This window comes from Pseudomonas syringae, assembly GCF_021606685.1.
GTDB lineage: Bacteria > Pseudomonadota > Gammaproteobacteria > Pseudomonadales > Pseudomonadaceae > Aquipseudomonas > Aquipseudomonas syringae_R.
This window is the reverse complement of record NZ_WKCB01000019.1, coordinates 1-25,086: the sequence shown is the minus strand read 5'-3', so window position 1 is coordinate 25,086 and position 25,086 is coordinate 1. Positions and strand designations below refer to the sequence as shown.

Sequence of the window (25,086 nt, the reverse complement as noted above, 5' to 3'; positions counted from 1 at the left end):
ATGCCTGCCCTAGAGACCTGACCGAACGGCTGAAAAACCGACTGTTCAGTCACCGGAAAAAGGCCTCGAAAAAGTAGTTGACGACCTAACGATTACGCGCTATTTATTTAAAAAAATATTTCAATATTTATTTTGAAATGATTTTTGAAATGCCTAAGAGCGAATAAAAATGAAAAAAACGCCTTTTATCGCATGGTTGAATTCCCGGAACGCCCCGCGCTCCCTGAACCTGTTTTCCCTGCCCAATCGCCTCATCCGGAGGCTGCCATGAACCAGACTCTGGCAGCGCCAACTGCATGGGCCGATGGCAAGCGCCACCTGTGGTGGCTGGGCATCATGCCCCTGGCCACACCGCTGTTGTCCGGCGCCCTGGCCATCAGCACCGGTATCCAGCAACTGTGGTGGGTGGGCGTGCTGGTGATCTTCGGCCTGATCCCGCTGATCGACGGCCTGCTCGGTGAAGACGTGAGCAACCCGCCCGAATCGGCCGTCAGCCACCTGGAATCCCAACGTTATTACCGCTGGATCGTTTACACCGGCGTGGCCTTTGTCATCTCTTCTGTGGTGATCACCGGCTGGCTGGCCGCTGGCGGTATAACGTGGATCATCCAGGGCGGCCTGCTGCATTCTGTCGCAAACCTGGAGCCCACCAGTTGGCTGTCCCAGGTGGCCGGCTACATCACCGCCCGCACGCAACTGCATGGCGAGCCGACCTGGTTTACCTACCTGGGCATGGCGATGGCGACCGGCGCCGCCACTGGCATCGCGATCAACACCGCCCACGAACTGGGGCACAAGCCCAATGCGTTGGAAGTATTCCTCGCCAAGGTGACCCTGGCGCCGACCTTCTACGGGCACTTCTACACCGAACACAACCGTGGCCATCACGTGCGCGTTGCCACCCCGGAAGACCCGGCGAGTTCGCGACTGGGCGAGAGTTTCTGGGCGTTCCTGCCGCGCTCGGTGTGGTTCAGCGCACGCTCGGCCTGGAACCTGGAGCGCGAGCGTCTGCGCAAGCTCGGGCTGCCGGCCTGGCATTGGCAGAACGGCGTGCTCAGCGCCTGGATGTACAGCGTGGTGCTGTGGGGCGCGATGATCGCCTGGCTGGGGGCGGCGGTGATTCCGTTCCTGATCATCCAGGGCATCTACGGGTTCTCGTTGCTGGAAGTGGTGAACTACGTGGAGCACTACGGCCTTAAACGCCAAAAGTTGCCCAACGGCCGTTATGAACGGTGTTCACCCCGGCACTCGTGGAACAGTAACCGCATTGTCACCAATATCTTTCTGTTCCAGTTGCAACGGCATTCCGATCACCATGCCAACCCCACGCGCAGTTATCAGTCGTTGCGCCATTTTGATGAGTCGCCGCAACTTCCTTATGGCTACGCGAGCATGATTGTCTGGGCTTACGTGCCTTACTTATGGCGACGGCGCATGGACCATCGCGTCGTCAATCATTATGCCGGGGATATCACCCTGACCAATCTTCAGCCTTCACAGCGGTTGAAGTATTTGGAGAAGTACAGCAACAGCGCTAAACCTTTCTGATCTGAGGTAACACTGTGTACAGGCTCGGGGCTGTATGTCGCGCAGTTTTTTATCGCCCCGACGTTGCCAGATAAGTTGCAAGAAAGTTGTTTGACCCGAACAAAAATAATTAAAGGGAAGGACGTACACCATGCAAGCACCTGCCAAGTTCACCAGCCATATCCTGTTGGCCGCATTGGGCCTGATCGCCTATCACCAGGCCCAGGCCGCCCGTATCGAGCCAGCCGGCAGTGCGTTCACTGCCCAAGGCCCCATCAGTTTCTCCAAAGGCGCGCTGATCAGCGCCGACTGCACCATCAAGGTTGCCGGCAAAGTGGCGGCGGATGGCAGCTCGGTGAATGTCGACAAAGTTGAATTCGACGGTGGCCTCAAGTGCAGCCGCGTCGAAGCCATCAACTTGCCGTGGGTGTTGGTCGCCAAAGATACCAAGAGCGGTTCGATGTCGAAGATCAGCGTGGATGTTCACGCCTTCGGCCTCGGCGGCAAGTGCGGGCCTTCTACCGCCGAGGGTACATGGGACAACGCCACGGGCAAGTTGGAAGCCGCGAATGTGCCGATTGGCGAAGACTGCAAGATCAAGACGGTGTCGATCAAGATGCCGCCGAACTTCAAAGTTGTTGAATAAACGCCGGATGTTACTGCGGTAATCGAATTGAAATTTGGCTGGAAAGGGATGTTCTGCAGTTTCACCGTGACCTCTCGTTCATGGCCATTACCCCCTGGCGAAATGACTCGCCATAACATGTGAGGAATAACAATGAAAAGTTTGAAAACCCTCGTTTGTGTCTCGTCCTTCGCGCTGTGCCTGAGTGCAGTGTCGATGGCCAATGCGGCAACGATCGCGCCGGCCGGTGCGGGGTTCACCACGGCAGGTTCCATTACCGTAACGTCGCCTGCGTCTTTGAACCTTCCGGTCACGTGCAACATCGTCTTTACCGGAACCGTCGCCGCCAACGGCTCTGGCGCCTCGATTACCGGCGCCACTGTCAGCGGTTCCAACTCGCTCTGTGCGGTGCCTGTTCTGCAGGGGTTGCCATGGGCGCTCACCGTAACCGGTGGTGGGCCGACTGACTTTGCGGGCACGGTGTCGGGCGTGAAATTCAAGATCCTGTCTGACTGCAGCGCTTCACCGGTGACCATCCAGGTGGGCTTCAACAACAGCACCAATACGCTCAAGGTACCAAGCTCACAGACCGTGGGTTCTTGCAAAATCACGGCGTTGACCGCCGTGCCAACTCCAGCCTTTACCGTTACTCCCTGAGCGACTTCAAGCGCTTGACGTGATGATCACACGTTGAAAGAAGCAAGTGCCTCGAAAGAGGCACTTGTGGCGGCAGGCCAGATCGGGACAACCGGCCGTGGCGGATAACAATAATAAGGAGTTGAGCATGAATAATAAGAAACAACAGGCGCGCACGTTATTGAGCCTGGCGATCATGGGCGGGCTCCTGGGAATGACAGGCACTGCGCACGCGGGCGGCTTCGCCACTCCGACGTTCGGGGCGGAAGGTTGGGGCCGTGCGTTTGGTGGTGGTTCGATGTTCAAGAATGATCCGTCAGCGGCCTATAACAACCCGGCGGCCATGGCGTTTATCGATCACAACATCTCGCAATTCAACGTTGACTACGCGCGCATCAGTATCAAGTACAAGGGGTCGGCCAAAGACTATGCGGGCAACCCTACGTCGAGCACCACCGTCGACCCCGATACCGGTCAATTCAATTCGGTGCCGCGCACCGGAGACGGCGGACAAGGGGGGTTCACCGCATGGTTGCCGACTGGATTCATGGTCATGCCCATCGGTGATCGTTTCGCCTTTGGTCTGAGCCAGGTCGTGCCCATGGGCGCGCGTACCACCTGGGACAACGACTGGAAAGGGCGCGATTTCGCTGTTGATACGCGGATTGAAACCGTTGGGTTGACGGGCTCGCTGTCGTTCAAGGTCACGGATGATTTCTCCATCGGCGGCGGTGCCATTGTTCAGCACACCAAAGGTTTCGTCAGCCAGAACGTCGACTTGTATGCCGCCGCCGCGCTGGCGCCGAATTCGATTCCATTCCCGGCGGGCGTAGGCTATTCGTTGATGCGGGTCAAAGTCGACAACACCTCGGTGGGCTGGTTTGCCGGCCTGGCCTGGAAGCCAACACCCCAGGACACCCTCGGCTTGAACTACCACGCCAAGATCAAGAACAAACTCGAGGGTAAATACAACATCTACGCCGACCCAGGGTCGACGGCGCTGATCGAGGGCGGGCTGCCGGGCATTCTGTATCCCGGCCTGAATCTTAAAATGCAGGGCAAGGCCAGCACGCAGTTGGATGTGCCTGCCAACGCCTCTTTCGACTGGGTGCACCAGTTCACTGATCGCTTTGCCCTGGGCGCCAGCGTCACCTGGACGCAATGGTCATCGTTCAAGAGCCTGACCTTGAAGTCTGAGGGCTCGACCATTGTCGCCATCCCTTACAACTACAAGGACGCCTGGATGGTGTCGCTGGGGGGTGACTACCGACTCACCGACGATTTCACTTTGCGCGCAGGTGTGGCCACGGACCAGACCCCGACCCGCAACTCGACGCGTGACCCGCGCATCCCGGACGGTGATCGCATCTTCACGTCCCTGGGCTTCGGCTACAAGATCCGGGCTATCCCAGGCCTGGGGATCGATGGGTCGTACTCCCACCAGTTCGTTGAGAAGGCCAAGTTGAAGACGCAAAACCAGGACCGCCTGGGCGGTGCCACGCTGGATGGCAAAGCCGATGCGTACGGCGATGTCGTCAGCTTGGGGGTTACGTACGAGTTCTGACCCAGCCTTACGTCGTGCAACGCCGGTGTAACCTGGCAGGCAGCGCATCTGTCTGCCCTGTGCCGCACCGGTCATGCACCAACGGTTGCCCACGCGCGCCGTTGCGCGGGTTTTATCCACGCAACACAACAGGCTGATTCATTCAGTCGCTTTTTTTTCGCCACGGCATTAAATAAAAATTTCAAAACAAAATTTGAATTTGGCCTGGCAAGTTTGTAGTGTGGCTTTACGCCGCAGGTCATTTGGACCTTACGCACCTGAGCCGTGCCCTGAATCGAGTAGAGGTATCCCCATGGTTATCTGGTTATTGGTGGGTTTCGCAGCCGCGATTGCCCTGGCGTATCGACAAGCCGCCGCCACCCTGTGGTTGGGCACTGGCCTGATCTGGCTGGCAGCGGGTTATCTGTTCAATGCGGTCGCGGGGTTCGGCGCCAGCGTCGCCGCCGTGCTGGTGGTGTTGCCGGCGCTGCTGATGACGATCAAGCCGCTGCGCCGCACGCTGTTGACCAGCAAGGCTCTGGGCCTGTTTCGTACGATCATGCCGGCGATGTCCGACACCGAGCGCGCGGCCATCGAGTCTGGCACCGTGTGGTGGGACGCCGAGTTGTTCAGCGGCAAACCCGACTGGCAGCGCTTGCTGCAAGCGGCCCCGGCCAGCCTCAGTGCCGAGGAACAGGCATTCCTCGACAATGAAGTGGAAACCCTGTGCGACATCGCCAACGACTGGGAAACCACCCAGGTCTGGCAGGACATGTCCCCCGAAGGCTGGCAGTACACCAAGGACGCCGGCTTCCTCGGCATGATCATTCCCAAGCAATATGGCGGCAAAGGCTTCTCCCACTATGCGCACTCGCAAGTGGTGATGAAGCTCTCGACCCGCTGCTCGGCGGCGGCGATCTCGGTAATGGTGCCCAACTCCCTCGGCCCGGCCGAGCTGCTGCTGCACTACGGCACCGACGCCCAGCGCAATTACTACCTGCCGCGCCTGGCGCGGGGCGAAGACATCCCGTGCTTTGCCCTCACCAGCCCGTATGCCGGGTCGGATGCCGGTGCGATCCCGGACCTGGGCGTTGTCTGCAAAGGCCTGCACGAGGGCCAGGAAGTGCTCGGGTTCAGCGTGACCTGGGACAAGCGCTACATCACCCTCGGCCCCATCGCCACGGTGCTCGGGCTGGCCTTTCGTGCAGAGGACCCGCAAGGTTTGCTGGGGGCTCCCGGTTCGCTCGGTATCACGTGTGCGCTGATCCCCACGTCCCATCCGGGGGTGAACAGCGGGCGGCGTCACTGGCCGCTGAATGCGGTGTTCCAGAACGGCCCGACGACCGGCAAAGATGTGTTTATCCCATTGGAATGGGTGATCGGCGGCCGCGAGCAAATCGGCAACGGCTGGCGCATGTTGATGGAATGCCTGGCCGCCGGTCGTGCGATTTCGCTGCCGTCGGCCAATGTCGGCCTGGGCAAGGTCGCGGTGCGCGGCACCACCGCGTATGCGGCGATGCGCAAACAGTTCGGCCTGCCCATCGGCAAGTTCGAAGGCGTGCAGGCGCCGCTGGCGCGCATGGCCGGGCATCTGTATGCCTGCGATGCGGTGCGCAAGGTGTCGGTGGCGTCGTTGGATGCGGGGGAGAAACCCTCGGTGATCTCGGCCATCGCCAAGTACCACGTCACCGAGCGCGCCCGCATTATCGTCAACGACGGTATGGATATCGTCGCCGGCAAAGGCATCTGCATGGGCCCCAACAACTTTTTGGCCCGCGCCTACCAGCAAAGCCCCATCGCGATTACGGTGGAAGGCGCGAACATCATGACGCGCTGCCTGATCATCTTCGGCCAGGGCCTGATCCGCTGCCATCCCTACGTGTTCCGCGAAATGGAAGCGGCGCGTAACCCGGACCGGCGCAAGGCCCTGGAAGCGTTCGACAGCGCGATGTTCGGTCATGTGAGTTTCGTGCTGGCCAACACCGTACGCGCGGCGGTGCATGCGCTGACCGGCGGACGCCTGATTGCTGCCCCGGCCAAGACCGACCCGGCGTTGGCGGCCTACTATCGCCAGGCTAATCGTCTGTCGGTGGTGCTGGCATTGATCTCGGATGTGTCCATGGGCGTGCTGGGTGGAGCCCTCAAGCGTAAGGAAAGTATCACCGGGCGCCTGGGGGATATTCTGTCGCAGCTGTACATCGTTTCCTGCGTGCTCAAGCGCTTTGAGGACGACGGCCGGCCGCAGGCAGACCTGCCACTGGTGCATTGGTCGGCCCAGGACGCCTTGTTGCGCGCCCATGAAGCCCTGGCTGAAGTGCTCGATAACTACCCCTCCAAAGCCGCCGCAGCCGTGGTGCGCGGCTTGAGCTTTCCGTTCGGTATTCCGCTGCACAAACCGTCGGATCGGCTGTTGGCCCAGGTCGCCGATGTAGTGCAGACCCCAGGCGAGACCCGCGACCGTTTGCTGGCAAATTCCTACATCCCACGCGCGGAAATCGACAAGTTGGCCTACGGCGAGTTGGGCTTCCGTCTGCTGCCGCAGGTGGAGTTGATCGACGCGCGGCTCAAACCTGCCATCAAGCAAGGCCTGCTCGAACCGATGCCGATCTCCGCCACGGCGTTCACCGCCTGGCGCGTCAAGGCGCGGGCGCTGGAACTGATCAGCGAAGACGAAGAGGCCGTTCTGGCGCGCTATGTGGAATACGCCGACCACGCTATCCAGGTCGATGACTTTCCGCAGGACTTCGGCCTGCTGGAGGCGTTGCAACAGCGTCAACAGGCGTTGGAGCCCAAGGCCAAACGCCGCACCGCCCAAGGCGAAAACGCCGCGGTCAACTAGGGAAAACTCGATCCAAATGTGGGAGGGGGCTTGCCCCCGATAGCAATCTCTCAGTCACCGACTTATTGGCTGACCCACCGCTATCGGGAGCAAGCCCCCTCCCACAGGGGATCGGGTTCACACGGTCAGAATGTGTTGTAAGTGCAACAGCGCAGGCATACGCGAAAACGCTTGGGCGAATCAGGAAAAACGCCGCCCCAATGTGGGAGGGGGCTTGCCCCCGATAGCAATCTCTCAGTCACCGACTCATCGGCTGACCCACCGCTATCGGGAGCAAGCCCCCTCCCACAGGGGATCGGGTTTACAAACCAGGATTGTGTTGTGAGTGAGTGTCTCTATGAGTGACCGCTATCTTTCGTTCGTCAATTCCCCTTGGGGCCGCCGCCTGGCTCAGGCGGTGGGCCTGCCGCAGCCGTTGCCGTTGCAACGCCATCGTAGTGGCCAGGTAGGCTTGGCCAACCCGGTGATCGTCGGCGGGGCAGGGCGCCTGGCTGCGCAGGTGCAGCAGGTGTTCAGTGCCACCGACACGGTTATCGCCACGCCCGCCACACCCACGGCGCCGTCCACGGTGAAGGTGCAGGGCGCGGTGTTCGATGCCAGCGGCGTGACCAGCCTGCAACAGTTGGACGAGCTGTATGAATTCTTCCACGCCAACGCCAAACGTCTCGGTCAACACGGTCGCGTGGTGGTGCTGGGCACTGCGCCGGAACACTGCGCGGATCTGCCCCAAGCGGTCGCCCAGCGGGCCCTCGAAGGGCTGGTGCGCTCGCTGGCCAAAGAGCTGCGGCGGGCGATCACCGTGCAGTTGCTGTATGTCGCGCCAGGCGCTGAGGAGGCGTTGGACAGCAGCCTGCGTTTCTTCCTGTCGCGCCGTTCGGCCTATGTGTCAGGGCAGGTGGTGCGCCTGGAAAACCCGGTAGACGGGCGGGTCACGGCCAATTGGGACAAACCTTTTGTCGGCCGTCGCGCGCTGGTCACCGGCGCTTCCCGAGGCATCGGCCTGGCGATTGCCCAGGTCTTGGCCCGGGACGGTGCCCACGTCGTGTGTGTAGACGTGCCCCAGGCCCAGGCAGCGCTGCAACAGGCGGCCGCCAGCGTCGGCGGCTCCGCGTTGGCATTGGACATCACCGCGCCCGACGCCGCCGCCCTGTTGCAGGCCCATGTCAGCCAATACGGCGCCTTCGACGTGGTGGTGCACAACGCCGGGATCACCCGCGACAAGACCATTGCCAAAATGGCCGAAGCCGCCTGGCGCAGCGTCATGGCGGTGAACCTCGAGGCGCCGCTGCAACTGAGCACTGCGCTGCTGGAGAACGGCGGCGTGAACCCTGGTGGGCGCATCGTCTGTGTGTCGTCGATTTCTGGCATTGCCGGCAACCTGGGGCAAAGCAACTACGCCACCTCCAAGGCCGGTGTCATTGGCCTGGTGCAAGGCCTGGCCAGCCGTGCGGCGGCGCAGCAGGTCACGGTAAACGCGGTGGCGCCAGGGTTTATCGAAACCCAGATGACCGCCAGGATTCCGCTGATGATCCGCGAGGCGGGGCGGCGCATGAACTCCATGAGCCAAGGGGGTCAGCCAATCGATGTGGCCGAGACGATTGCCTGGCTGGCGCACCCGGCGTCGGGCGCGGTCAACGGCCAAATCGTACGCGTGTGCGGCCAAAGCCTGCTGGGAGCCTAAGCCCATGGACTACGTGACGCAGATCATCGATCCAGCGCCAACCCGTACCCAATTGCTGTTGGACGGCGTGCGCGCGCTGCGCAAAACCAAGCTCGACGGGGCGCCGTTGTTGCCCCAAGAACGCCTGGTGCGTCCGGCGGTGGAGCTGTCGGCCAATGACATTGCCGCTTATGGCCGCGCCTGCGGTTTTCGTCCCGAGCAAGGCGTGCCGCTGTCCTATCCCCATGTGCTGGCGTTCCCCTTGCACCTGATGCTGCTGACACGGCCAAGCTTTCCGTACCCGGCCAGCGGCATGGTGCATTTGGCCAACCGCATCCGTCAGCACCAGCGCCTGGAAGCTGGCCAGGCCTTGCGCCTTGAGGTGTTTTGCGCGCGCTGGGTCGCCCATCCCAAGGGCCAGGCGCTGAGCATCGCCACCCGGGCTTATAGCGGCGGCAACCTGGTATGGGAAAGCGACAGCCTGTACCTGCGTCGCGACGTGAAAGAGCCGCTGGGCGAGCCGTGGGTCGACACGCTGCCCCTGCAGCAAGAGGGCCTGCTGCGCACCCAGCGCTGGGTGTTGCCTGCCGACCTGGGGCGGCGCTTTGCCAAGGTGTCGGGGGACTTCAACCCGATCCATACCTCGCTGATCGGTGCAAAAATCTTTGGCTTTCGCCGCGCCATCGCCCATGGCATGTGGACCCTCGGCCGCGCGCTGGCCGCCCAGCAACCGCCTGGCGGAGTGGGCCAGGCCGAGGCGCATTGCGACTTCAAGCTGCCAATCTTTCTGCCCGGCCAGGTCGCCCTGTGGAGCCACCCGGTGACCGGCCCGCGCCGTGAGTTCGAAGTGCGCAATGTGGCCGGCGACAAACCCCATATGCGCGGGTTGTTCATCTGGAACGAGAATTTTAAATGAGTGACTACAGCTTCAATCCAGCGCCGACCCGCCGCGTGGCGATTATCGGCGGTAACCGCATTCCGTTCGCGCGTTCCAACACGGTGTATGCCCACGACAGCAACCAGGATTTGCTGGTGGCCGCCTTGCAGGGCCTGGTCGACCGCTACAACTTGCACGGCCAGCGCCTGGGCGAATTTGCCGCCGGCGCGGTGATCAAGCATTCACGCGACTTCAACCTGGCGCGTGAGTCGCTGCTGTCCACCACGCTCTCCCCCGACACCCCGGCCTACGACGTGCAGCAGGCCTGCGGCACCGGCCTCGAAGCCGCTTTGCTGGTGGCGAATAAAATCGCCCTCGGCCAGATCGAGGTGGGCATCGCCGGCGGCGCCGACACCACCTCCGATGCGCCCATCGGCATCAATGAGTCGCTGCGCCATACCTTGCTTGCGGCCAACCGCGCCAAGGGCCTGAGCGACAAGCTCAAGACCTTGCTCAAGGTGCGCCCGGCGATGTTTTTCAAACCGCTGCTGCCGCGCAATGGCGAGCCGCGCACCGGCCTGTCCATGGGCGAACACTGCGAAGAAATGGCCAAGCGCTGGCAGATCAAGCGCCTGGCCCAGGATGAACTGACCCTCACCAGCCATCAGCGCCTGGATGCCGCGTATAAACGCGGTTTTTTCGACGATTTGATCAGCCCCCATCGTGGCCTCGCGCGGGACAACAACTTGCGCGCCGACGCCAGCCTGGAAAAGCTCGCCGGCCTGGCCCCGGCCTACGACCGCCAGAACGGCACGCTCACGGCGGGCAACTCCACGCCACTCACCGATGGCGCCTCGGTGGTGCTGCTGGCCAGTGAAGAATGGGCCGCGCAACACGGCTGGCCGGTGCTGGCGTACCTGCGCACCGGCGAGACCGCAGCGGTGAATTTCGTCGATGGCACCGAAGGTCTGCTGATGGCCCCGGCCTATGCAGTACCGCGCATGCTCAAACGCGAAGGGCTGAGCTTTGCCGATTTTGATTTCTTCGAAATCCACGAAGCCTTCGCGGCCCAAGTGCTGTGCACCCTTAAAGCCTGGGAAGACCCTGACTACTGCCGTGAGCGGCTAGGCTTGGACGCACCGCTGGGCGCCATCGACCGCGCCAAAATGAACGTCAACGGCGGCTCGCTCGGTTGCGGCCACCCGTTTGCCGCCACCGGTGGCCGGCAACTGGCGGCACTGGCCAAGACCATCCACGCCAACGGCGGCGGGCGCGGCCTGATCTCGATTTGTGCGGCGGGTGGGTTGGGCATTACCGCCATCGTCGAAAAGTAGCGCTATCAACCATAACAACAAGGAGACTGCCATGAACGCTGTGAGCCAGGAACACACCGAACGGATCTGGTTGGACGCTTACCTGCCGGGCGTCCCGGCGGACATCGATGCGGCGATCGAGGACTACCCGTCGTTGCGCGAGGTGTTCCTGGAACACCTGGAAAAGTTTCATCAGCGGGTGGCCTACGTCAGCATCGGTACGGAAATGACCTACGCCGACTGGCAGGTGCAAGGCGTCGCGTTTGCCGCCTGGCTGCAAGGCCAGGGCGTGCAGCCGGGCGACCGTGTGGCGCTGATGATGCCCAACTGCCTGCAATACCCGATCTGTCTGCTGGGCACCATTCTGGCCGGGGCGGTGGTGGTCAATGTCAACCCGTTGTACACCGCCCATGAACTCAAGCACCTGCTCAAGGACAGTGGCGCCGAAACCGTGGTGATCTTCGAAAACTTCGCCCACACCCTGGAGAAAGTCGTGGCCGGCAGCAGCGTCAAACGTGTGGTGGTGGCAGCCATCGGCGATTTGCTCGGCACCTTTAAAGGCGCGGCGATGAACTTCATCCTGCGCCGCGTGCAAAAACAGGTACCGCGCTTCAATCTGCCTGGTTCGGTGCGCTTCAACCAGGTGCTCAAGCAAGGCCGGGCGCTAAACCACTTTACTGTGGCCCTGCACCTCGACGACCTGGCGTTCCTGCAATACACCGGCGGCACCACGGGGGACGCCAAGGGCGTGATGCTCAGCCATCGCAATATCATCGCCAACCTGCTGCAAGCCAAGGCATGGGTCGGCGACCAACTGGACCAGGACAAGCAGGAAACCAACGTCACCTTGCTGCCGCTGTACCACATCTTTTCGCTGACGGTGAATTGCCTGATGTTTATGTGCCTGGGCGGGCGCAACATCTTGATCGCCAACCCACGGGATGTGAAACGCGTGCAGATGATCCTGCGCAAGGAACGCTTCAACGGTATTGCCGGGGTCAACACGCTGTTTAACGGCTTGCTGGAGAATAAGGAGTTCTGCGCGCGGGACTTTTCCGATCTGCGCATGGTGATCGCCGGCGGCATGGCCACCCACACCGCGGTGGCCAAGCGCTGGAAGGAGGTCACCGGCTTGCCGATCATCGAAGGCTACGGCCTGACCGAGTGTTCGCCGGTGGTGAGCATCAGCCCCATCGACATTGCCCGCATGCGCGAGATGGAGTTCACCGGCAGCATCGGCGTGCCGTTGCCGTCGACCTGGGTGCGGTTCGTGCGCGAAGACGGCGAGTTGGCGCAGGTTGGCGAGCAGGGTGAGTTGCAAGTGCGCGGCCCGCAGGTGATGCAGGGCTACTGGAAACGCCCCGAGGCAACCGCTGAGGTGCTGGATTCTCAAGGGTGGTTATCGACCGGCGATATCGGCGTAATGGACGCGCGTGGCTACATTCGCCTGGTGGACCGCAAGAAGGACATGATCCTGGTCTCGGGCTTTAACGTGTACCCCAATGAAATCGAAGATGTGGTGGCGTTGCACCCTGGGGTTGGCGAGGTGGCGGCGATTGGCGTGGAAGATGGCGTGACGGGCGAGAAGGTCAAGATCATCGTGGTGCGCAAGGACCCGAACCTGACCCAGGAACAGATTCTGGCGCACTGCCGGGAATACCTGACCGGCTACAAAATGCCCAAGTACGTGGAGTTTCGGACCACAGAATTGCCCAAAACCACGGTCGGTAAAGTGTTGCGAAGAGCCTTGCGCTGACTTGAATCTGTAGGTGATCCAAATGTGGGAGGGGGCTTGCCCCCGATGGCAGTCCATCAGCTAAAAATAGACTGGCTGACGAACCGCTATCGGGGGCAAGCCCCCTCCCATAGGGGTTTTGCAGGGTGTTTCAGACCGAGTCCACTTTTACCCAGCGCTCCTCAGCCGCCGCCACGCGAATCGCCGTCGCCAACCGCTCAACCGCCCACGCGGCCTCAAAATCAGTGCCATCCGCGCCCTGGCCAGCCACGGCCATGATCAATTCCTGCACCTCCAGCGTCTTCAATTCGTTGTACCCAAGTTGGTGCCCGGCAGCCGGACTGAACGCCGCATAGCCGGGCAGGGCGGGGCCGGCCAGCAGGCGCTGGAAACCCTCCTGGCCGACCCGGCACAGGCGCAGTTCGTTCAGGCGTTCCTGGTCGAACGCCAGCGTGCCCTTGGTGCCGCTGACCTCGAAACACAGGTGGTTCTTGTAGCCGTGCTTGAGCCAGCTGCTGCTCACCGTACCGCGTGCGCCGTTGGCAAAGCGCAGCAGGGCGTGCACCTGGTCATCCACCGCGATGGCTTTCAGATCGGCGCTGCTTTTTACGGCGGGGCGTTGGGCATGCACGGTTTGGGTATCGGCACACACACTGACCACATCGCCCACCAGGTAATGCGCCATCGACAACAAGTGGCTGCCCAGGTCCGCCAGGGCGCCACCGGCATGTTCGACTTCGCAGCGCCACGACCACGGTGACGCCGGGTCGGCCATGAAGTCTTCGCTGAACTCGCCCTGGAAGCTGATGATTTCTCCGAGGTCACCGTTGGCGATCATCTGCCGCGCCAGGCCGATCATGGGGTTGTGCTGGTAGTTGTAGCCGACCCGCGTCACCACCCCGGCTGCGCTGGCGGCGCGGCGCATGGCGTTGGCCTGTTGCAGGCTCACGGCCAGGGGTTTTTCGCAGTACACCGCCTTGCCGGCGGCAATCGCGGCCATGGCCATGGGGTAATGCAGATGGTTGGGCGTGGTGATTGCCACGATGTCCACGGCCGGGTCATTGATCAGCGCCTGCCAGTCGCCGTGGGCCTGGGCAAAGCCCCAGGCCGTGGCGCAGCGTTGGGCGCGCTCGGTGTCGGCATCGGCCAGGGCGGCCAGTTTGACGGTTACCGGCAGTTCGAATACCGCACGGGCATTGTTGAACGCCAGGGCATGAGCGCGGCCCATGAAACCTGTGCCGATCAAACCGATTCCGAGTTCACGCATAGCCGTGGTCCTTTGCATTATTGTTTTCAGGAAGCGTATTTATGGAATAAAAATTCTCATAACTCAATAGGTGGAATTAAAATTCATTAATCACCCAGGCTGATACACGCCTATTCAGGCCATGGCCAAACGCCGTCAGTTAACAAAAGATAACGTAGCGCCGATTGTCAGACGATTCGAAAGCCCGATAGGATGGCCCCTGCTTCCTTCAGGCGCTCTAGATTGCAGGTTTCAAGGCCCTGGAAGGCGAGACGACCTAACAAAAAATAATAATTGGGAGAAGGTCTATGAGTGAGCCTGTCATGGGTAGGGTTGTTCGCCGCCCACGCGCCGCACGCAAGGTTGCGTTGCTGGCCGCAGCGCTCTCGCTGTTTGGATTCGGCGTAACTGCCGCCCAGGCCGCCAGCGATACCACTGTTGCTGCAGTGTTTGCGATTGAATCCCCCAAGGCCGCCAAAGGCCTGATGATCGACGTGGTCCACGCCGGCAAGCGCCTGGTGGCGGTCGGTGATCGCGGGCACATCCTCTATTCCGATGACCAGGGCAGCACCTGGACCCAAGCCAAAGTGCCGACCCGGCAACTGCTCACGGCGGTGTTTTTCGTCGATGACAAGCAAGGTTGGGCGGTCGGCCATGATGCGCAGATCCTCGCCAGTTCCGACGGCGGTGCGACCTGGACCCAGCAATACCAGGACCTCAAGCGTGAAGCACCGTTGCTCGACGTGTGGTTCAACGACGCCAACCACGGCTTGGCCGTAGGTGCCTACGGTGCGCTGATCGAAACCACCGACGGCGGCAAGGCCTGGGAAGACGTCAGCGACCGTCTCGACAACGAAGACCAGTTCCACCTCAACGCCATTGCCCAGATCAAGGACGCCGGGCTGTTTATCGTCGGCGAGCAGGGCAGCATGTTCCGCTCCAGCGACGACGGCCAGACCTGGGAGAAACTCGAAGGCCCCTACGAGGGCTCGCTGTTTGGCGTGATCAGCACCGCCCAGCCGCAAACCCTGTTGGCCTATGGCCTGCGCGGCAACCTGTACCGTTCCACCGACTTTGGCAGCACCTGGGAGCAGGTCGAATTGAACGCGGCGCGTGGGGCGCTGGAGTTTGGTTTGTCAGGCGCTACCTTGCTCGATGACGGTTCCATCGTGGTGGTCGGCAACGGCGGCAGCGTGGTGGTCAGCCACGACGACGGGCAGACCTTCAGCGTGTTCAACCGCCCGGACCGTATTTCGCTGTCGGCCGTGACGGCGGCCGGCAATGGCAACCTGATTCTGGCCGGGCAGGGTGGCGTACGCGTCGCCAAGCCCACCGGCGCAGCACTCGAAAAACAATAAGAAGGCGGGCAAAGAATGAGCAGTCATCACAACGATAAAGCGACCTTTCTTGAGCGCCTGATCTTCAACAACCGCCCGGCAGTGATCGTGATCTGCCTGCTGGTGAGTATTTTCCTGTTCTGGCAGGCGACGTTGATTCGCCCGTCCACCAGCTTTGAAAAGATGATCCCCCTCACGCACCCCTTCATCGAAAAGATGATGGAGCACCGTAACGACCTGGCCAACCTGGGCAACACCGTGCGCATCTCGGTGGAGGCCAAGGACGGTGACATCTTCACCAAGGAATACATGGAGACCCTGCGCCAGATCAACGACGAGGTGTTCTACATCTCCGGCGTCGACCGCTCGGGTCTCAAGTCGCTGTGGAGCCCCAGCGTGCGCTGGACCGAAGTGACCGAAGAAGGCTTTGCCGGTGGCGAAGTGATCCCGCAGAGCTACAACGGCTCGGCGCAGAGCCTCGATCAACTGCGTAATAACGTGCTCAAGTCCGGCCAGGTCGGGCGCCTGGTGGCCAACGACTTCAAGTCGAGTATCGTCGATATCCCGTTGCTGGAGTCCTACCCGGACCCGCAAGACCAGGGCAAATTGCTGGCCCTGGATTACCGCAAGTTCTCCCATGAACTCGAAGACAAGATCCGCGATAAGTTCGAAGCGCAAAACCCCAACGTCAAGATCCATATCGTCGGCTTTGCCAAAAAAGTCGGCGACCTGATCGACGGCCTGGTGATGGTGGTGCTGTTCTTCGGCGTCGCGTTCGTGATCACCTTGATTCTGCTGTTGTGGTTCACCAACTGCCTGCGCAGCACCATCGCGGTGCTGAGCACCACGCTGGTGGCGGTGGTCTGGCAGCTCGGGCTGATGCACTTTTTCGGCTTTGGCCTGGACCCGTATTCGATGCTGGTGCCGTTCCTGATTTTCGCCATCGGGATTTCCCATGGCGTGCAGAAGATCAACGGTATCGCCCTGCAATCCAGCGAAGCGGATAACGCGTTGACCGCCGCGCGGCGCACCTTCCGGCAGCTGTTCCTGCCGGGGATGATCGCGATCCTCGCCGATGCGGTGGGCTTTATCACGCTGCTGATCATCGACATCGGCGTGATTCGCGAACTGGCCATCGGCGCGTCCATCGGTGTGGCGGTGATCGTGTTCACCAACCTGATCCTGTTGCCGGTGGCGATTTCCTACGTAGGCATCAGCAAGCGCGCCATCGCCAAGAGCAAAAAGGACGCGCACCGCGACCACCCGTTCTGGCGTCTGCTGTCGAAATTTGCCAGCGCCAAAGTTGCGCCCGTCTCGATCCTGCTGGCGCTGGTCGCTTTCGGCGGCGGCCTCTGGTACAGCCAGAACCTCAAGATCGGCGACCTCGACCAGGGCGCGCCGGAACTGCGCCCGGACTCGCGCTACAACAAAGACAACAACTTCATCATCAGCAACTACTCCACCAGCTCCGACGTGCTGGTAGTGATGGTCAAGACCAAGGCCGAAGGCTGTTCGCGCTATGAAGCCATGGCGCCCATCGACCAGTTGATGTGGAAGATGCAGAACACCGAGGGCGTGCAGTCGGCGATCTCGCTGGTGACCGTGTCCAAGCAGATGATCAAGGGCATGAACGAGGGCAACCTGAAATGGGAAACCCTGTCGCGTAACCCGGACGTGCTGAACAACTCCATCGCCCGCGCCGATGGCCTGTACAACAACAATTGCTCGCTGGCGCCGGTGCTGGTGTTCCTCAACGACCACAAGGCCGAAACCCTCGACCGTGCGGTGCATGCGGTGCAGGACTTCGCCAAGGACAACAACAAGGACGGCCTGGAATTCATTCTCGCCGCCGGTAACGCCGGGATCGAAGCGGCCACCAACGAGGTGATCAAGGAATCGGAACTGACCATCCTGATCCTGGTGTACCTGTGCGTCGCCACCATGTGCATGATTACCTTCCGTTCCTGGGCGGCAACCTTGTGCATCGTGCTGCCGCTGGTGCTGACCTCGGTGCTGGGCAACGCGTTGATGGCGTTCATGGGCATTGGCGTCAAGGTCGCGACCTTGCCGGTGGTGGCGCTGGGCGTGGGGATCGGCGTGGACTACGGTATCTATATCTACAGCCGCCTGGAAAGCTTCCTGCGTGCCGGGTTGCCACTGCAAGAGGCCTACTACCAGACGCTCAAGTCCACCGGTAAAGCCGTGCTGTTCACCGGCCTGTGTCTGGCGATCGGCGTGTGCACCTGGATTTTCTCGGCGATCAAGTTCCAGGCGGATATGGGCCTGATGCTGACCTTTATGCTGCTGTGGAACATGTTCGGCGCGCTGTGGCTGTTGCCGGCGCTGGCACGCTTCCTGATCAAACCCGAGAAGCTGGCGGGGCAGAAGGGTAACTCGTTGTTTGCCCATTAAGCTGGGAAAAGCCGGGCGTTGTGCCCGGCTTTTCGGTCTATGGCCTCAAGTGTGGGCAATGGCTAAAAATAGCTGGTCTTGCGGCTCGGTGATCAACACGTAGATGATTTTGCCCAACGGCTCGGCTCCCGCTTGCGCATGCACCTTGAGCAAATCCTTTTGAGTGTATTTGCGTTGCTCGGGCAACTTCAAATGAGCGCGGGTGCACACCGCATCCGCGTCTGCGCTGGCGTAGTGAAAATGCGCGTACCACAGCACTTTCGGCGGTTTTGCAGCCTTGTCATAAACCGCGTACTCGGTAAAGAAATCGCCGCTGAGTGTCGGCCGCTGAGGGTCGGCTCGACTGGTCAGGTTGATATCGATTTGCTGATGGTCCCACAGGTATTGCAGGCCCTCCATGCTCGGTAATTGGCGCTTGTAAGCGTCGCCGCAGACCTGCTCGGCCCAGCGGGAAATGTCCCGTGCGTGCGCGCGATAGTCCTCGATCAGTTTGGCTGCCGTCTGTGAGCCGGGGTGGTGTTGCTGCAATGCATCCGCGATGGCTGCGAGTTCGTCTGCATGGTTGGTGAGCAGGGCACTCCAGTCGGCAGGGTTCACGTCTTCGCGGGTGAGTGGGCTGTCGAGCTTCAACAGTTGGCTGCGAACCCAGTGTTCGATGTCGGAGCGTTGCTGGACCAGACGGTTCCCTTGATCCCTGAGTGTCGGCAGCGACTCTTCCTGCAGCGGGGCAGGCTGTGTCTGCCGGGTGTCGGCGGGGTCACTCCAACCGTCTTCATTGGCTTCATAGGAGGCGATGGTGTCGCCATTGGCGGCGTCCGTAATGATGATGTGGTCGTGGGCGTTCTCTCCTTCGGCTGGCTGTATGTCACCAATCAGGAATTCCTTTTTGCGGGTCTTGAATACGCGTTTTGTGGCTTTCTTGGTCTTCCGTGGTATTGGCGGTCGCAGTTTTACTTCGAGCTTTTCCTGCTTACGCACAACGTCTTCCAATTCGCTTTCTGCCATGGCTCGTGCTTCGTGCAAACGCTGCAGAAGCCGGTCGGAATAAGGCGAATTCATGCTTTCGGAGTGAATATCCACAAGTGCGCTGATCGCCGCCTCATAACGGCGATATTTGCTGATAAGTGTCTGGTATACCTTGCGTTCTTCCGTGAGGGAGTAGCCATCATTGCTACGAACCTCGATGTGGGTGCTTATTACCTTGTACAGGTCAGTTCTGTCCAGGTGTCCGAGGAATTGGGCTTCCTGGGGTGACTGAGGTTCGATGCCCATATCAACACCGAGTATCAACAGGATTCTGGTGGCTTTGAGCTTTACGTTCGCGGCAAAGAACCTCGGCGGATCGATTGTGCTCAGCAGTGTGTGCCGCAACGCCCGCCCGGCTTTGGAATAATTATTGAGTTGCTCAAGCAAGGACTCCATGTCTCTCGCAAAGCTCGTCTCCTGGACCCAGGTATTGAACAGTTCCAACATATTGGCTTGGTATTCGGCGCTGGCGTTGCTGTCAACCAGGGCCCTATCGGTTGGGTACACGCGCTTGATCAGATCCTGCATGCGTTCGCCGTCACGGCTGAAGGAAAGGTCTCCAGTTCTGCTGCTTAGCATTTCGCGCATGAGATTCAAATTCTGCCAGATCAGTTGCAGTTGTTTTTCCCTGCCTGGCGTCTCCACTCCCGCGTTAGCCAAGTCTTTTGCCACTGTGCTGATATCCTGAACCAACTCGGTTGCCCTGGGCAGGCTATCTCGAAAGGTGTCCAGGAAACCCTTGAATTGGATGGATGCATTTTGTCGTCGAAGTTTTGCCTGCGCGTGCCACTCTGTTAAAAACCGCCTGTTGGTTTCGGTGGCGTTTTGGAGCAACTGCCAGGCTTCGTTAAGCTTTTTGTAATCCGTCTCCATCGTCTTGCTGGCATCCTTCAACCGCTCGCTTAATTGGTCGTGCGGTTGCGAGAACGCCGAGAACTCTGCCGCTAGCTCGGCGAGCCTGTTCGTAAGTCTGTCCCTCGTTTCTTGAAGTCTTTGCCTTGCACCCTGTATGCGTTTCGGGCCACCCCCTACCAATTTCGGCCCTCGGTCAAGGATCCAGCGGCCTCGGCCAAGTGACTGGAGCTTTATCCCTGGCTGCTCCCGCCTATTCGGGTCGATGATAAACACCTCGCCGAAACCAGGGACGATCTTCGCCGCAAAAAACAGACCACCGACGCTGGCGTACCACCGCGTACCTATTCTGTAGAGGCCTTCGTACAGACCGATGCTGATGGGCTCCGGCAATGGGACAGGCCAGGGCACGCTGATCGCCAGCAGTTTTTCAAGGGCGACGCCCGCCGCCGAATCACCGCTGAAGGATCGATCAAAGTCGAGTGGGGTCTTACCGTCCCCTGGCGGCTCTGATGCAACGCCCACAGTGCCACGCTTGATGACCGGTGCTGGGGTGAGCGGCGAGGAGGCTTTACGGCGCAGCGGTTCAAGCACCAGCACGCGAGTGGCATCCGAGTTGGCGGGAGGCGCAATCTCGGTGTGTTGGCCCATGTGCAGCAGCAGCATGCCGATATTCAATAACACGTCGACCCAGGCCAGTTCTCGAGTGATTGGGTCAGCGCTCTCCAAGGCCGGAATATCCTTTTTGAGGCTCATGGCCAGTTGCAGCATCCAGCCCACTATCGCGATGGGGCCCCGTGCCACAGTCAGCACCGTGTTGAAGCCAATTTCCAGGCCCTCCAGAATCAACGCCCAGCGGCTTTCGGTATTGGCGGTCGAGTCGGCTTCTGCCTGGTTCAGCAGCGTGCATACCTCGCTGCCATACAGGAATTGCATGAGCTTGCCGCTCTGCAAAAACTGCAGCAGTTCGTCAGCACTGCTGTCATCGACGCTCGCCAACGTTGCCGGTTTGGGGACGGGGGGCAACATGTCGAACTCCGAGCCGATGCCGATCCGTACATAGTGCGGCTCCAGGAAGCCTCCATTGCTGTAGATCCCCCGAGCGCCGTCTGATAACCATGCCAGGACGCTCTCCTGTAGCGCTCCCGGCGTGGCAATCATTGCCAGTAACGCATCGCGGGTTTCGAACTGAATCAGTTGGGCCTGGTAGGAGGGGCGATAGAGCAGGTGCGGTCCCCTCTTGGTGTTGCGCGTCTCGATGATAAACATATTTTGCACAACATCAGCCGTGGCCCCGGGCTTGCGCTGAAAGGCCAGTGGGCGCATGACAATTTCATCGTCCTGCACCCAGCGTTGTGCCCGGACAGGCTTGAATACGGCTTTGATCAACTGCAGGCCACGAGCCGTAAAACCGTGCAAACCACGGATCCTGTACTCAGTTGCCTGGGTGGACAGCAACGCTGGCTGTAACTGGGCGAACAGCTGCTGGCGCCGTTGCGCCTCCGGGCTCTCGCCCATCAAATGCGTGCGGATGTAGTCGGGGTAGACTTTACCGATATCCACGACCTGCACAATGTCCAACAGGTACTCCGGGGTCAGCCACGCTTCAAGGACCTCGCCGTTGCTGTGGCTTACCGTCATCGTCCCTTTGGGCTTGCCCGAGAGGTTTTTCAGGGCCAGGTCGATAAGGCCCATATTGACGGATTCCACGAAGCCGCCACGCAGGTCGCCATAGGGCACCTTGAAGTTCACCTGCAGCTTGTCTGCGGCATAGGATGAGGGCAGCGCTCCGTCAGCGCACATCTGCGAAAGTTCGGAATCTTGCGGCGCGTGCGCCTTCATGTAACCCAGGCACAGTTGTTTATTCAGTGCCTTTTTCGCGAAGTCCTTGATGTTGTCCAGCCCGTTCAAGTAGCTGTCGCCGTTGGCCAGTTGCTTGGCGCTGGCCTCTTCCAGCAGGCACTGGCGATAGGCAAAACGGTCGGCGGGGGAGGCGTCCTTGAGCCAGTCCGGCAGGCCAGTTGCGAGCACGCTCATGGCGCGGATAGGGGGAAGGGCGGCGTCAAACAACGGGGCTGGGTCGGTAATGTCGGCAAAGTGTTGTTCCAGTTGCGCCACGCTGCACCGCGCGGGCAGTGTGGTCTGGGCCACATCCTCCAGTTGCTGGTTAAGCGCCAGCGCCGCCTGATTGTCAAAAATCGAGCCGTCAGGTTCGTACTGACGCCAGGTAATGGCATCGGCCAGGTAGTGCTGTTGCAGACGCTCGCCCCAGGCCTTGCCGAAATCATCGAGGCTGGCATAGGTTTCGATTTCTCCCGAAAACCGGCACAGCCAGACCCGATTGGCAGCCGTTACCAGGATGTCGCACGCTTGCACGCTGACGGAATGACCGGCCCACGTCACCGTGCTTTCCAGGGTGTACGCGTGAACACCATTGTCGGGCCACGGCAGGGCGAGGCGGGACCGGCGATCCGGGCAGTCAGTCAGAGCGGTGAGCCCGCGCAACTGCGCTTCATCAGTGTGCGAGTGGCGAATCGCAGCATCCCGCAGATTGCTTTGCAGCAACCCCGACAGCCACGACCAGTGGCTGATTGCAGGCGCGTCGGGCTGCCCCCAGAACTGCGCGAGTGCATCTTGAAAATTGATGTACACCAGCCATTGCAGCTCCCGTATGACCGCCTCGACAACATTCAGGTCGTAGGGTTTGGCGACCGTTAGGGTATAGGTCAATCGTGTACCCGTGGCGTCGCTTAAATAGCCGTCGAGATTATTGCGCGTCGATAGGTCTGGGTAGGTGCCATCGGCCAGGTACTGCAGCGCGACCTCCAGCAGTGGATAGAGCTCACGCCCACCGCTGTCCCGTGGAATGGCGAGGCGTAGTTGATCGACTGGGAGGGTAAGCGGCGGGTATTTTTCCAGCAGGCTGCTGCGAAGGCGTTGAGCAACCACTGAGCGCAGTGTCGGGCGATCAGCGAACTGCGCGCGGACGGCCGATTGTGCCGCGTTGCTAACGTGTGGAACGAGTGTTTGCGACATGAATGCATGCCTCGGTATCGGTTGGGAGTGATACGCACGTTAGTGTTCGGCACACGGAGCAGGTGGTAGCCCGTTAACTCGGGCAGGCGCATTTGTATTCGCAGAACACGGTCGCGGGATCAAGCGCGGCCAGCGGATCGGTGCAACCCGGAACTCGCGATTTAGGCTGAAGTCACAAACTGGCCTATCATGAGCACTTTGAACCTGATGAAAGACTGTGATGACTGATAATTTGACGACCGTCCTTGCCACCAGCGACATGCTCGAAATCGACGGGCTGCACGCCTTCGAGTTTGAGCTGGATGACGCGCAACTGCTGATCACTGCCATGGACGGCCGTGCGGAAAAACGCTGGCACTTCAGCCTGGAACAGGTACAGGCCGCTCGTTTCGATGACACGCTGCACAGTTGGATAATTACCGGTGATTCGGGCGAGCACCGCCTTATCTGTATGAGCGCCTTCACCGGCAACAATAACGACGAGGAAGAAGCGGATGATGATGCGTAAATTCTGGCCCCTGCTGATGGCCGGCAGTGTCGGCGCGATGTCGGTGCAAGCCGCACCGGCGGACACCTATGAACTGTTGGTCGGCAGCTACACCGCCGGCACCAGCGAAGGGATTTACCGCCTGCAGTTCGACAGCCGTACCGGGCAGTTCAGCGGCAAGCCGGTGCTGGCGGCCAAGGCGGCCAACCCGTCGTGGCTCACAGTGTCCAAAGACCAGAAGCATCTGTTTGTGGTCAATGAAAACGGCCCAGGCCAGAAAGACCCGGTCGGCCGCGTGAGCAGCTACAGCATTGACCCGCAGAATCATCAGCTGACCCTGATCAACCAGGTGCAGAGCCTGGGCAACGAACCGACCCATTCCAGCGTGGCCGCAGACGGGCGTTACCTGTTCGTCGCCAACTATGCGGTGCTCGAAGACCCGGGCGGCAGCCTCGCGGTATTGCCGGTCGACGCCGAGGGCAAGCTGTCGGCGCCGGTGCAACTGAGTGGGCACCCGGCCAGCCGGGTCAACCCTGAGCGGCAGGCGTCCAACCATGTGCATTCGGTGGTGTCGTCGCCGGACGGTAAGTACGTGTTCGTACAGGACCTGGGCGCGGACAAGGTCTTTGCCTACCGCTACGACCCCAAGGCCAACCACGAGCTGCCGCTGACCCCGGCCGACCCGGCCTTTGTGCAATTGCCGCCGGGCAGTGGCCCGCGCCACTTGCTGTTCAGCGCCGATGGCAAACATGCCTGGCTGACCACCGAGATGAGCGCCCAGGTGGCGGTCTTCGACTACAAGGATGGCAAGCTCAGCCAAACCCAACTGGTTAACTTTGCTGACGGGCAACCGGTATCCGATAAAGCCGGCGCCGCGCTGCACGCCTCCAGCGATGGCAAATTCCTGTACCTGAGCAATCGCGGCACGGCCAACCAGATGCTGGTGTTCAGCATCGACCCGGCCACCGCGCACCTCAAGGAACTGCAGCGTCGCACCGTGGAAGGCGACCACCCACGGGAATTCAGTCTCGACCCAAGCGGCAAGTTCCTGTTGATCGCCAACCAGAAAAGTAACCAAATTGTGGTGGTCGAACGTGACCCCAAGACCGGCCTGCTGGGTAAAACCGTGCAGAAATTGCCGATCGATGCCCCCAGCGACCTCAAGTTTCTGCTGCGTCAATAAGCCACAGGCCCCGCGATGCGGGGCCTGAGCCTGTGTATTAATTGTATTGATAGCGGCTAGTGTTTCAAAGCATTTCTAAGGCGTAGCGCTCGGGCGTAAGTTTGGTTCCAAGGCCTTCCCGGCCACTCAACCAAACGAACACAAGGGTTACCGCCATGAATCTGAATCTATTCTCCATCATCGCCGCTTCCGCTGTTTCCGCCACTGTTGCCTTGCCTGCCGCCGCCAGCGTCGACGTCAGCGGCAAAAAATCCAGCACCAGCGCCTATACCCAGAAATACCTGCAACAAAGCGCCAACTTCTACGCCGCCCTGGACCACAAAACCCAGCAATGAGCGTTGCTTGACGGCCCGCACTCAAACGCCAAACCACTGAAACGACATCGTGTTCGTTTCAGTGGTTTGGCGTTTTTGCATCTGTCGAAAGAAATTTGAAGCAATGGCACATTGCCATGTGTTTTAATTTGGCGCTCAAATATTGGCGCCTTATTTCATGGAATCGACAGCATGGCCCTCCGACTCGCCGCCTTCATCCTTTTCCTCTATTCCGCACCAATCCTGTCCTCCGTGCAGCCGGTGGACGGCGAGCCGGACATGGCCCGAGAGCGCTTGCTAAGCCTCATCGAAGGCTAAGAAACGCTCACGCTGGCGCGCTTCTCGTGGCGAGCGGGCTTGCCCGCGTTGGGCTGCGAAGCGGCCCCGATCAAGATGAATGCGGTGTGTCAGTAAGCCCACGGTGCCTGGTTTCAGGGC

Annotated in this window: 17 protein-coding genes; 15 read left to right on the top strand and 2 right to left on the bottom strand. The window is 60.6% G+C overall.

From position 1 onward, the window contains the following. The first annotated feature begins 267 nt into the window (after window positions 1–267). The 9 genes from GIW02_RS10090 to GIW02_RS10050 all read left to right on the top strand — a co-directional run bounded on the left by GIW02_RS10090 (window position 268) and on the right by GIW02_RS10050 (window position 12,776). On the top strand, window positions 268–1,548 hold the full coding sequence (locus tag GIW02_RS10090; protein ID WP_236415682.1) for an alkane 1-monooxygenase: 1,281 nt from the start codon (window positions 268–270) through the stop codon (window positions 1,546–1,548). 130 nt (window positions 1,549–1,678) lie between these two features. Further along, window positions 1,679–2,173 (top strand): alkane oxidation protein activator PraA, encoded by a 495-nt coding sequence (gene praA / locus GIW02_RS10085; protein WP_236415683.1) that lies wholly within the window; start codon window positions 1,679–1,681, stop codon window positions 2,171–2,173. 132 nt (window positions 2,174–2,305) lie between these two features. Continuing rightward, complete coding sequence (praB, locus tag GIW02_RS10080) at window positions 2,306–2,809, top strand: alkane oxidation protein activator PraB (RefSeq protein ID WP_236415685.1); 504 nt, start codon at window positions 2,306–2,308, stop codon at window positions 2,807–2,809. 127 nt (window positions 2,810–2,936) lie between these two features. Continuing rightward, complete coding sequence (locus tag GIW02_RS10075) at window positions 2,937–4,352, top strand: outer membrane protein transport protein (RefSeq protein ID WP_236415687.1); 1,416 nt, start codon at window positions 2,937–2,939, stop codon at window positions 4,350–4,352. Window positions 4,353–4,644: 292 nt separating this feature from the next. Then, window positions 4,645–7,170 carry an acyl-CoA dehydrogenase gene (locus GIW02_RS10070; RefSeq protein WP_236415689.1) on the top strand — a complete coding sequence of 842 codons (2,526 nt, stop codon included), beginning with the start codon at window positions 4,645–4,647 and terminating at the stop codon, window positions 7,168–7,170. Between the two features lie 337 nt (window positions 7,171–7,507). Next, window positions 7,508–8,851, top strand: a complete 1,344-nt coding sequence (locus GIW02_RS10065) for a 3-oxoacyl-ACP reductase (RefSeq protein ID WP_236415691.1) — start codon at window positions 7,508–7,510, stop codon at window positions 8,849–8,851. A gap of 4 nt (window positions 8,852–8,855) precedes the next feature. After that, a complete protein-coding gene (locus tag GIW02_RS10060) occupies window positions 8,856–9,746 on the top strand; it encodes a MaoC/PaaZ C-terminal domain-containing protein (protein WP_236415693.1) in 891 nt (296 codons plus the stop codon). Further along, on the top strand, window positions 9,743–11,041 hold the full coding sequence (locus GIW02_RS10055) for an acetyl-CoA C-acetyltransferase (RefSeq protein ID WP_236415695.1): 1,299 nt from the start codon (window positions 9,743–9,745) through the stop codon (window positions 11,039–11,041). Before GIW02_RS10060 ends, GIW02_RS10055 begins: the two co-directional genes overlap by 4 nt. A 31-nt stretch (window positions 11,042–11,072) precedes the next feature. Further along, complete coding sequence (locus tag GIW02_RS10050) at window positions 11,073–12,776, top strand: AMP-binding protein (protein ID WP_236421845.1); 1,704 nt, start codon at window positions 11,073–11,075, stop codon at window positions 12,774–12,776. Window positions 12,777–12,906: 130 nt separating this feature from the next. Here the strand turns inward: GIW02_RS10050 and GIW02_RS10045 are convergent, their stop codons facing one another. Beyond that, the gene (locus GIW02_RS10045) at window positions 12,907–14,022 is read right to left on the bottom strand and encodes a Gfo/Idh/MocA family protein (protein WP_236417720.1); all 1,116 of its coding nucleotides are present in this window, start codon (window positions 14,020–14,022) and stop codon (window positions 12,907–12,909) included. Between the two features lie 302 nt (window positions 14,023–14,324). Between GIW02_RS10045 and GIW02_RS10040 the strand changes: the two genes are divergently transcribed. Together GIW02_RS10040 and GIW02_RS10035 are read left to right on the top strand one after the other, a co-directional pair. After that, a complete protein-coding gene (locus tag GIW02_RS10040) occupies window positions 14,325–15,359 on the top strand; it encodes a YCF48-related protein (protein WP_236417721.1) in 1,035 nt (344 codons plus the stop codon). A 15-nt stretch (window positions 15,360–15,374) separates the two neighbouring features. Further along, window positions 15,375–17,750 carry an efflux RND transporter permease subunit gene (locus tag GIW02_RS10035; protein WP_236417722.1) on the top strand — a complete coding sequence of 792 codons (2,376 nt, stop codon included), beginning with the start codon at window positions 15,375–15,377 and terminating at the stop codon, window positions 17,748–17,750. Between the two features lie 45 nt (window positions 17,751–17,795). Here the strand turns inward: GIW02_RS10035 and GIW02_RS10030 are convergent, their stop codons facing one another. Further along, complete coding sequence (locus GIW02_RS10030; RefSeq protein ID WP_236417723.1) at window positions 17,796–22,664, bottom strand: dermonecrotic toxin domain-containing protein; 4,869 nt, start codon at window positions 22,662–22,664, stop codon at window positions 17,796–17,798. 220 nt (window positions 22,665–22,884) lie between these two features. Between GIW02_RS10030 and GIW02_RS10025 the strand changes: the two genes are divergently transcribed. The 4 genes from GIW02_RS10025 (at window position 22,885) to GIW02_RS27040 (ending at window position 24,966) form a co-directional block, all read left to right on the top strand. Further along, entirely contained in the window at window positions 22,885–23,172 is a 288-nt protein-coding gene (locus GIW02_RS10025) for a DUF5629 family protein (protein WP_236417724.1), read from the top strand. Beyond that, on the top strand, window positions 23,159–24,334 hold the full coding sequence (locus GIW02_RS10020) for a lactonase family protein (RefSeq protein ID WP_236417725.1): 1,176 nt from the start codon (window positions 23,159–23,161) through the stop codon (window positions 24,332–24,334). Before GIW02_RS10025 ends, GIW02_RS10020 begins: the two co-directional genes overlap by 14 nt. 155 nt (window positions 24,335–24,489) lie before the next feature. Continuing rightward, complete coding sequence (locus tag GIW02_RS10015; RefSeq protein WP_236417727.1) at window positions 24,490–24,669, top strand: hypothetical protein; 180 nt, start codon at window positions 24,490–24,492, stop codon at window positions 24,667–24,669. Between the two features lie 171 nt (window positions 24,670–24,840). Next, window positions 24,841–24,966 (top strand): hypothetical protein, encoded by a 126-nt coding sequence (locus tag GIW02_RS27040; RefSeq protein WP_268935383.1) that lies wholly within the window; start codon window positions 24,841–24,843, stop codon window positions 24,964–24,966. The last annotated feature ends 120 nt before the right edge of the window (window positions 24,967–25,086 follow it).

Bases quoted from the DNA above. Each gene is read 5' to 3' on its own strand.
- GIW02_RS10070 (WP_236415689.1), top strand. From the start codon at position 4,645: ATGGTTATCTGGTTATTGGTGGGTTTCGCAGCCGCGATTGCCCTGGCG.
- GIW02_RS10090 (WP_236415682.1), top strand. From the start codon at position 268: ATGAACCAGACTCTGGCAGCGCCAACTGCATGGGCCGATGGCAAGCGC.
- GIW02_RS10060 (WP_236415693.1), top strand. From the start codon at position 8,856: ATGGACTACGTGACGCAGATCATCGATCCAGCGCCAACCCGTACCCAA.
- GIW02_RS10020 (WP_236417725.1), top strand. From the start codon at position 23,159: ATGATGATGCGTAAATTCTGGCCCCTGCTGATGGCCGGCAGTGTCGGC.
- GIW02_RS27040 (WP_268935383.1), top strand. From the start codon at position 24,841: ATGGCCCTCCGACTCGCCGCCTTCATCCTTTTCCTCTATTCCGCACCA.
- praA (WP_236415683.1), top strand. From the start codon at position 1,679: ATGCAAGCACCTGCCAAGTTCACCAGCCATATCCTGTTGGCCGCATTG.
- GIW02_RS10025 (WP_236417724.1), top strand. From the start codon at position 22,885: ATGACTGATAATTTGACGACCGTCCTTGCCACCAGCGACATGCTCGAA.
- GIW02_RS10050 (WP_236421845.1), top strand. From the start codon at position 11,073: ATGAACGCTGTGAGCCAGGAACACACCGAACGGATCTGGTTGGACGCT.
- GIW02_RS10040 (WP_236417721.1), top strand. From the start codon at position 14,325: ATGGGTAGGGTTGTTCGCCGCCCACGCGCCGCACGCAAGGTTGCGTTG.
- GIW02_RS10065 (WP_236415691.1), top strand. From the start codon at position 7,508: ATGAGTGACCGCTATCTTTCGTTCGTCAATTCCCCTTGGGGCCGCCGC.
- GIW02_RS10030 (WP_236417723.1), bottom strand. From the start codon at position 22,664: ATGTCGCAAACACTCGTTCCACACGTTAGCAACGCGGCACAATCGGCC.
- praB (WP_236415685.1), top strand. From the start codon at position 2,306: ATGAAAAGTTTGAAAACCCTCGTTTGTGTCTCGTCCTTCGCGCTGTGC.
- GIW02_RS10055 (WP_236415695.1), top strand. From the start codon at position 9,743: ATGAGTGACTACAGCTTCAATCCAGCGCCGACCCGCCGCGTGGCGATT.
- GIW02_RS10075 (WP_236415687.1), top strand. From the start codon at position 2,937: ATGAATAATAAGAAACAACAGGCGCGCACGTTATTGAGCCTGGCGATC.
- GIW02_RS10035 (WP_236417722.1), top strand. From the start codon at position 15,375: ATGAGCAGTCATCACAACGATAAAGCGACCTTTCTTGAGCGCCTGATC.
- GIW02_RS10015 (WP_236417727.1), top strand. From the start codon at position 24,490: ATGAATCTGAATCTATTCTCCATCATCGCCGCTTCCGCTGTTTCCGCC.
- GIW02_RS10045 (WP_236417720.1), bottom strand. From the start codon at position 14,022: ATGCGTGAACTCGGAATCGGTTTGATCGGCACAGGTTTCATGGGCCGC.